A 7,331-nucleotide genomic window follows, 5' to 3' on the forward strand; every position below is an offset into this window, starting at 1 on the left:
GACTTCAGCTACATCATGGCTGTTCCCAATCACATATAGGAAGTTGCCGCAGTCCTTCCGCCCGCTGGTGCCATTGCTGCTCATAGTCGGCCTGGCACTTCCCCCAAACCCGATCGCGAATTCCAACTAAGCTCGGGATAATACGCGTTGGCTTGAGGTCACAAGCGTTCCCCCTCCATTGTTTTTGGCGGCTGAGAAGGATCGAACGCATGACAGATTGGCTCCAGAGCTATGGAGAAATGGCTGAACGGGTGCGACGCCATGATTGGGAAGGCACGCCGCTGGGGCTGCCTGAGCAATGGCCCGATGTGCTGAAGACGACGGTGGCGCTGAGCATGGCCTCGCATTTTCCCCAGGCGATCGTGTGGGGGCCGGACTTGATCACGTTGTACAACGATGCGTTCCTGCCCATTCTCGGAAGCAAGCCCGAGGCGTTGGGGCGGCCATTCAATGAGGTCTGGCGGGAGGTCTGGAGCGATATCGGTCCAATCGTACAGGCGGCTTTCGAAGGGCAAGCGACTTATATCGAGAATTTCCCCTTGATCATCGAGCGGGGCGGCGGCCCGGAGCCGGCTTATTTCACGTTCTGCTACAGCCCCATTCGGGATCAGTTCGGCAAGGTCGTGGGCATGCTCGATACGGTTACCGAGACCACTTCCACGGTGCTCATGACCCAACGCCTGGCCGTGCTCGATGCCATCGGCAGCGCCGTGGCGAATGCCACGGACCCGCAAGCCATCATGGCGACCACTGCGCGGATCCTCGCGGCGCATCTCAACCTGTCCAACTGCGCCTATGCGGACATGGACGAGGATGAGGACGGCTTCACGATCCGCGGCGATTGGGCCAGGGCCGGGTCGCCCAGTATCGTTGGGCATTACCGGTTGGCGGATTTCGGTCGGCTGGCGGTCAACAACCTTCGGGCCGGCAAGCCCTTGGTGATCAACGATAACCTGGCGGAGCTGGCGCCGGAGGAGGCGGCGGCGTTCCAGTCCATCGGTATCGCGGCCACCATTTGCGTTCCGTTGATCAAAGATGGACGTCTGACCGCCCTGATGGCCATCCACGATAAAACCCCCAGGACCTGGACTTCGAACGAGCTGGCCTTGCTGATTGAAGTCAGGGAGCGATGCTGGGCCCACATCGAGCGCGCCCGCGCCGACGCTGCGGTGCGTGAGGGCTTGGCGGCGCTGGCCGAACTGAATTCGACGCTGGAACAGCGCGTCGAGGAGCGCACCACACGGCTCAAACAGACCGAAGCCGCGCTGCGCCAATCGCAGAAGCTCGAAGCCATTGGCCAGCTGACCGGCGGCGTGGCCCACGATTTCAATAACCTGCTGACAATCATCCGTTCTTCGGTGGACTTCCTGCGCTTGCCCAACCTGTCCGACGAACGTCGACAACGCTATATGACAGCCGTCTCCGAAACCGTGGAACGGGCTTCCAAGCTGACCAGCCAGTTGCTTGCGTTTGCCCGGCGCCAGCCGCTGAAACCGGAAGTCATCGACGTCGGCAAGCAGGTGCAGAGCCTGGGCGACATGCTGCAGACCGTCACGGGGGCGCGGATCCAGGTCATCGTCGAGTTGGGCGAACGGCCTTGTTACATCCGTGCCGACTTGAGCCAGTTTGAAACGGCGTTGATCAACATGGCCCTCAACGCGCGAGACGCGATGAATGGCCAGGGCACGCTGTGGCTTCGGCTCAAATGCGGGAATGGCATACCCCCGATCCGCGGCCATGCCGGCGCAGGGCAGCACTTCGCGGCCATCGCCCTGGAGGACACCGGCACGGGTATTTCGCCGCAGAACCTGGAACATATCTTCGAGCCATTCTTCACCACCAAGGAGGTGGGGAAGGGAACAGGCCTGGGATTGTCCCAGGTGTTTGGCTTTGCCAAGCAATCGGGCGGCAACGTTGACGTTTCGACCGTGGTTGGCGAGGGAACTGTCTTCACGCTGTACCTTCCGGAGGTCGAGCATGAGACAAGGCATGAGCCGGTAAAGGAAGAGGTCCCCTCTCTGGTGTTGGAGCAGGGCAAGCGCCGGGTATTGGTCGTGGAAGACAATCTGGAAGTCGGGCGTTTTGCCAACCAGATCCTCCAGGACCTGGGCTACGAAACGGCCTGGGCAACCAACGCCGAAGAGGCATTGGAAATGGTCGGCTTGGATGCGATGGCCTTCGACGCAATATTTTCCGACGTGGTCATGCCAGGCATCAGTGGTATCGCCCTGGCCCGGGAACTGCGCCAGCGCCGCCCGGATCTGCCGGTGGTGCTGACTTCCGGCTACAGCGAGGAGCTCGCCCACAGCGGGCATGAGGGTTTCGAGTTTTTGTCAAAACCTTATTCGGCCGACCAGGTTTCCAGGGCATTGAACCGGACGATCTTAGGCGCTGAGTGAGTGTTTCCTTTTTGAAACAGTGAGTTCCATTCGTCGGCCAGCGCTTTTGTGAATAAATGGTCTGTTGATGACCGGCTAGTCTCATATCGTGAAGGCCGATATTTTCAGGCAATCGGTTGTTGCCGGTATGGGCCTCGACAAAAAAGGGGAAAGACGATGGGAGCACCGTACAGCGAGGAGAACGGAGCCGCGTACCCGATCAACGAAGGTTTGCAGTGTGGTCAGTCGGCTTATCGATCGGACTTTGGCGACGAGCCAATCAAAGCCATCAAGACGAAAGTGCCCAAAGTGCAGAGAGGGGAAAGAGCCAAATTCCTACCCAGGATTCCTGTCAGGAAATAATGCAAGCGCAGCCCCGTCACCGAATGGGGCTTTTTTTGATCTTGGAAAAGGGCGTTTCGTAGATATTTTTAATCTTTTTCCTACAGACAAATGCTTTCACGTTTCTTTCACACTCGGCCACGTAGCCTGAGCTCATCCGTTAGAAAGCAGTACCTGCCCGTTTCCCCAGCGGGCTTTTTTTTGCCTGTCATAAAACTACCGTTGCGTTTGTGGTCCAACCGTCAAGGCTGACGCGGTTTGGCGTACACTCGCGCCCGCGCGCACCGACCCTATTTCCCGATGCGGCATTCTTGAGGTTTTTATCATGCGTTTGACTTTGTCCACCTTGGTGCTTGGGCTTGTGGTCGCTCAGGGCGCGATGGCCGCTGGCGACGGTACCGCAGCGGTCGGCGGTGGTCTTGGCGGTGTCTTGGGTAATGTGGTCGGCCAGCAGATGGGCGGCAGCACTGGTGCCGCGATTGGCGCCGGAGTGGGTGGCGCAGCCGGCAGCGCGGTGGGCGCTCGCAAGGGCAGCCGTACGGAAGCTGCCATTGGTGGCGGGTTGGGTTCGGCCGGTGGTTCGATTGTTGGCAACCGCCTGGGCGGTTCGACTGGCTCCACCATTGGTGCGGGTATTGGCGGGGCGGCAGGTGGTGCCTTGGGTAGCAATCTATCCAATGATGGTGATGGGCACTCGGGCGGCAAGAAGCATAAGCACAAAAGAAAACATCGCTAAGCACATGCAAGCATGAACAAACCCGGCCTTGTGCCGGGTTTGTTCTTATTGGGCGTTTCCCCGGAACGTTTGCCGCTCCATCCCCTCGAATCCATACACCCACTTGCGATTGCGAGGTATGCCATGACGCCGGAAACCGAAGGCAAGGAAGAAAAAGGTCCCTCGGGCGTGCCCTTCATCAACGATCCGGGCGTTAACGACCCGGGCAATGAAGACCCCGGGTCGTTGATGGACGACGCTCAGGTTCCCTTGATCGAAGATGAAGACGCGGCGCTTGAGGACGATTCCTACGAGTAATCGCGCGTGTCCCTGAAACGGCATCACCAGGAGGCCATCATGTCAGCTGATTCGCCTGTCCCCGACGACGATGAAACCCCGGAATACCCGCTGCCTTCGCCCACCGATTCGCTGAGTCGCGATCAGCGGCCACCCGATGACGACAGCGGCGTCGAGCAAGTGCCAAGCGACGACCAGGACGTCGAGGCGACGCCGGACGACCCGGATATCGCCGGCGACGATGCGTCCGGCAAGCCAAGCTGATCGTTATTTCCGTCCGTCGATTTTTCGGCACCATCGACGCGCCATGGTTGCCAGACATCAGGTAGTTATCTTGAAAAGGAGACTTACCATGATGAAGACAAACGTGACGGCCCTGGCGCTGGCCGGGATTCTTTCGGCCAGTGCGGGGGCGGCTTTCGCACAATCCTCGGACAGCGCGCCGGTCGACAAGGGAGGCATGCCGCCGTCGACCCAGATGGACGCCGGTTCCACCACCGATGCCAGTGGCAATGCGCTGCCGCCCGGTTCGGTGGGTGGGGGCAATGGCGGCGATGCCAACGGCAGCAGCACCAGCCCCGGCACCGGAAGCGGTTCGACCAGCGGTGGCAGTTCAATGGGCGGCGGCTCTTCCAGCGGAGGCGGAACCGGTACCAGTGGCAGCGGTGGCAGCGGTGGCAGCGGTGGGTCCAGCGGTGGTGGATCGGGCTCCGGTTCAGGTGGTTCCGGCGGCTCAGGCAGTTAGCAACAACCCTCCGTCTATTTCTCGTGGCGAGTCAGTTGGCTCCCGTCCGGGCGAACCGCGTCGAACAAGCGCAATCTATTCCCGTTCGGTCAAGCGGCGGCCAGCTCCTCGCCATCCATTGCGAAAATTTCCCATTGCCTGTGCTTGACCCCCCTCGCTATTCTGCTGAATCCTTTAAGGCGAACACGCTACGCTGGCCGCACCTGAGCCATCCCTGGAATGTTGTGTTGATAACGGATCAGATGCGATGAATGCACCGCTGAAAAAGTTTGGCCCGATCAAGGCTGTGATTTTCGACATGGATGGCTTGTTGCTCGATACCGAGGGCATCTACACCGAGGTGACCTCCATTATCGCTGAGCGCTACGGGCGCACGTTCGACTGGAGCGTCAAGCAGAACATCATCGGGCGTGGCGCCACTGACCTGGCCAACTATGTTGTCCAGGCGCTGGACTTGCCGATCACCCCTCAAGAATTCCTGATCATTCGCGAACCCCTGATGCGTGAGCGTTTTCCCCACGCGCTGGGGATGCCTGGCGCCGAGGAATTGGTGCGGCACCTGAAGGCCCACAATATTCCGATTGCGGTGGGCACCAGTTCGTCGAGCCCGACCTTCGCGTTGAAAACCACGTTGCACCGGGACTGGTTCGCGCTGTTCGACTGCATCGTGACGGCGGATGATCCTGAAGTCGGCGCAGCGAAACCGGCGCCGGATATCTTCCTCACCGCCGCCCGGCGCCTGGGTGTCGAGCCGCGCGACTGTCTGGTATTCGAGGATTCCCCGTTCGGTGTGACCGCCGCGAAAGCCGCCGGCATGACCGCCATTGCCATTCCGGATTCGGCCATGGCGGACGAAAAATACGCCCACGCCGACGGGATCATCCGCTCCTTGAGGATGTTCCAGCCAAGCCTGTGTGGTTTGCCGGAATTGGAGTGGGCGTGACAACCGCTACGACATAATAAAAAAAGCCGGTCAGGGCTCAGCCATGACCGGCTTTTTTATGAGTTGAAGTCAGGCGCCGAAACCACCGTCGATGGTCAGGCTGGCCCCGGTGATGTACGCCGCTTCCGGGCCTGCCAGATAAGCGACGAAGCTGGCAATTTCTTCCACCGTGCCGTAACGACCGACTGCCATGAGGTCCATCAGGCTGGAGGCGAAGTCGCTGTCGGCCGGGTTCATGTCGGTGTCCACCGGGCCGGGCTGCACGTTGTTGACAGTGATGCCGCGCGGGCCGAGGTCACGGGCCAGGCCTTTGGTCAGGCCCACCAGCGCAGATTTACTCATGGCGTACGCGGCGCCGCCGGCGAAGGGCATGCGGTCGGCGTTGGTGCTGCCGATGTTGATGACCCGACCGCCCTTGGTCATGTGCTGCGCGGCGGCCTGGGTGGCAACGAACACGCTGCGCACGTTGATCGCCAGGGTCTGGTCGAAATCTTCGAGTTTGAATTCTTCCAGTGGCCCCATGGCCAGCACGCCAGCATTGTTGACCAGGATGTCCAACCGGCCAAAAGCCTCGACGGTGGCGGCGACGGCGTTACGGACGGCGTCGGCGTCGGCGCTGTCTGCCTTGATTGCCAGGGCCTTGCCACCGGCTGCGGTGATGCTGTTCTGCAGTTCTTGGGATTTTGCTGCTGAGCTGACGTAGGTGAACGCTACTGCGGCGCCTTCTGCGGCGAGGCGTTTGACGATGGCGGCGCCGATGCCGCGGGAACCGCCTTGGATCAAGGCGACTTTACCGTTCAGTGCTTGAGTACTCATGTATTTCTCCAAAGGTGCCGGGGCGAGATGCCGCGGTTGATGGGGCGAGTATCAAGACTAGGCTATCGGCTGGGTAGACCTTCGTTGATATAGTCTGTGTAAACCAAAAGTTTATAGTGGGCGCCATGGAGAGTTTCAGTAGTATCGAATGTTTTGTTCGCAGCGCGGAAGTCGGCAGCTTCGCCGAGGCTGCGCGACGCCTGAGCCTGACACCCGCAGCGGTGGGCAAGAGCGTGGCCAAGCTTGAGGCACGCCTGGGCGTGCGATTGTTCCAGCGCAGCACCCGCAGCCTGACCTTGACCGAGGCCGGGCAATTGTTCTTGCGAGAAGTGGGCAGTAGTTTCAATACGATCCAGAACGCCGTTGCCAACCTTGCCAGCGCTGGTGGGCAGCCAGCCGGCACGCTGAAAGTGAGCATGGGCACGGCGTTCGGGCGTTTGTTTGTCGTGCCGTTGCTAGGGGAATTCCTGGGACGATACCCGGCAATCAACCCGGACTGGCATTTCGATAATCGCCAGGTGGACCTGATCGGCCAGGGCTTCGACGCGGCCATTGGCGGCGGTTTCGAACTGCCCCAAGGCGTGGTGGCGCGCAAGTTGACAGTGGCTCATCGCGTGTTGGTTGCATCCCAAGCGTATCTGCAGAGTCACTCCGCCATCTTTGAGCCGCAAGACCTGGCGCCACATCACGGCATTCTGATCCGCTCGCCGCAGACTGGGCGGGTCCGTTCATGGCAACTGACCAGCCGCAACCGGGAACACAGCCCGTTGACCCTCAAGGCGCAAATGACAATGAGTGACTCCGAAGCCGCTTGCATCACTGCAGCCCAAGGGCTGGGCATCGCCCTGGTGAGCATGCCGTTTGCCGTGGCGTACCTGGACAGCGGCGCGCTGCAACGCGTGCTGCCGGGTTGGTATGTCGATGACGGCAACATCTCAATTTATTACGCCGAACACAAACTGCTGCCAGGCAAGACCCGGGCGTTCGTGGACTTCATCATCGAGCGGTTTGCCGAACTGGGGTTGGCCAAGCGGTTCAGTGCGGTTTGAGTTGGACGCTGGATCGTGTTGGGCCCTTCGCGAGCAGGCTCGCTCC

The 7,331-nt window shown here is 60.4% G+C and carries 8 protein-coding genes; 7 read left to right on the forward strand and 1 reads right to left on the reverse strand.

Features of this window, described 5'->3' with window-relative positions; translation table 11 throughout:
* The first annotated feature begins 209 nt into the window (after nucleotides 1–209).
* From OC610_RS17345 to OC610_RS17370, 6 genes are all read left to right on the forward strand, one after another.
* Entirely contained in the window at nucleotides 210–2,399 is a 2,190-nt protein-coding gene (locus OC610_RS17345) for a GAF domain-containing hybrid sensor histidine kinase/response regulator (protein WP_264429336.1), read from the forward strand.
* A gap of 646 nt (nucleotides 2,400–3,045) precedes the next feature.
* Nucleotides 3,046–3,456, forward strand: coding sequence for a hypothetical protein (locus OC610_RS17350; RefSeq protein ID WP_030137786.1), 411 nt, complete (start codon nucleotides 3,046–3,048; stop codon nucleotides 3,454–3,456).
* Nucleotides 3,457–3,579: 123 nt separating this feature from the next.
* Nucleotides 3,580–3,753, forward strand: coding sequence for a hypothetical protein (locus tag OC610_RS17355; protein ID WP_264429338.1), 174 nt, complete (start codon nucleotides 3,580–3,582; stop codon nucleotides 3,751–3,753).
* 39 nt (nucleotides 3,754–3,792) lie between these two features.
* Complete coding sequence (locus tag OC610_RS17360; protein ID WP_030137787.1) at nucleotides 3,793–3,996, forward strand: hypothetical protein; 204 nt, start codon at nucleotides 3,793–3,795, stop codon at nucleotides 3,994–3,996.
* Nucleotides 3,997–4,084: 88 nt separating this feature from the next.
* On the forward strand, nucleotides 4,085–4,477 hold the full coding sequence (locus OC610_RS17365; RefSeq protein ID WP_264429339.1) for a hypothetical protein: 393 nt from the start codon (nucleotides 4,085–4,087) through the stop codon (nucleotides 4,475–4,477).
* Nucleotides 4,478–4,724: 247 nt separating this feature from the next.
* A complete protein-coding gene (locus OC610_RS17370; protein ID WP_264429340.1) occupies nucleotides 4,725–5,420 on the forward strand; it encodes an HAD-IA family hydrolase in 696 nt (231 codons plus the stop codon).
* Nucleotides 5,421–5,489: 69 nt separating this feature from the next.
* Here the strand turns inward: OC610_RS17370 and OC610_RS17375 are convergent, their stop codons facing one another.
* Complete coding sequence (locus tag OC610_RS17375) at nucleotides 5,490–6,236, reverse strand: 3-oxoacyl-ACP reductase family protein (RefSeq protein ID WP_264429342.1); 747 nt, start codon at nucleotides 6,234–6,236, stop codon at nucleotides 5,490–5,492.
* A gap of 125 nt (nucleotides 6,237–6,361) precedes the next feature.
* Between OC610_RS17375 and OC610_RS17380 the strand changes: the two genes are divergently transcribed.
* Nucleotides 6,362–7,285, forward strand: a complete 924-nt coding sequence (locus tag OC610_RS17380; protein WP_264429344.1) for a LysR family transcriptional regulator — start codon at nucleotides 6,362–6,364, stop codon at nucleotides 7,283–7,285.
* Nucleotides 7,286–7,331: the final 46 nt, after the last annotated feature.

Source organism: Pseudomonas agronomica (assembly GCF_025917275.1).
GTDB lineage: Bacteria > Pseudomonadota > Gammaproteobacteria > Pseudomonadales > Pseudomonadaceae > Aquipseudomonas > Aquipseudomonas agronomica.

Coding starts and splice junctions, on each gene's coding strand:
- OC610_RS17355 (WP_264429338.1), top strand. CDS start 3,580: ATGACGCCGGAAACCGAAGGCAAGGAAGAAAAAGGTCCCTCGGGCGTG.
- OC610_RS17360 (WP_030137787.1), top strand. CDS start 3,793: ATGTCAGCTGATTCGCCTGTCCCCGACGACGATGAAACCCCGGAATAC.
- OC610_RS17350 (WP_030137786.1), top strand. CDS start 3,046: ATGCGTTTGACTTTGTCCACCTTGGTGCTTGGGCTTGTGGTCGCTCAG.
- OC610_RS17370 (WP_264429340.1), top strand. CDS start 4,725: ATGAATGCACCGCTGAAAAAGTTTGGCCCGATCAAGGCTGTGATTTTC.
- OC610_RS17365 (WP_264429339.1), top strand. CDS start 4,085: ATGATGAAGACAAACGTGACGGCCCTGGCGCTGGCCGGGATTCTTTCG.
- OC610_RS17375 (WP_264429342.1), bottom strand. CDS start 6,236: ATGAGTACTCAAGCACTGAACGGTAAAGTCGCCTTGATCCAAGGCGGT.
- OC610_RS17345 (WP_264429336.1), top strand. CDS start 210: ATGACAGATTGGCTCCAGAGCTATGGAGAAATGGCTGAACGGGTGCGA.
- OC610_RS17380 (WP_264429344.1), top strand. CDS start 6,362: ATGGAGAGTTTCAGTAGTATCGAATGTTTTGTTCGCAGCGCGGAAGTC.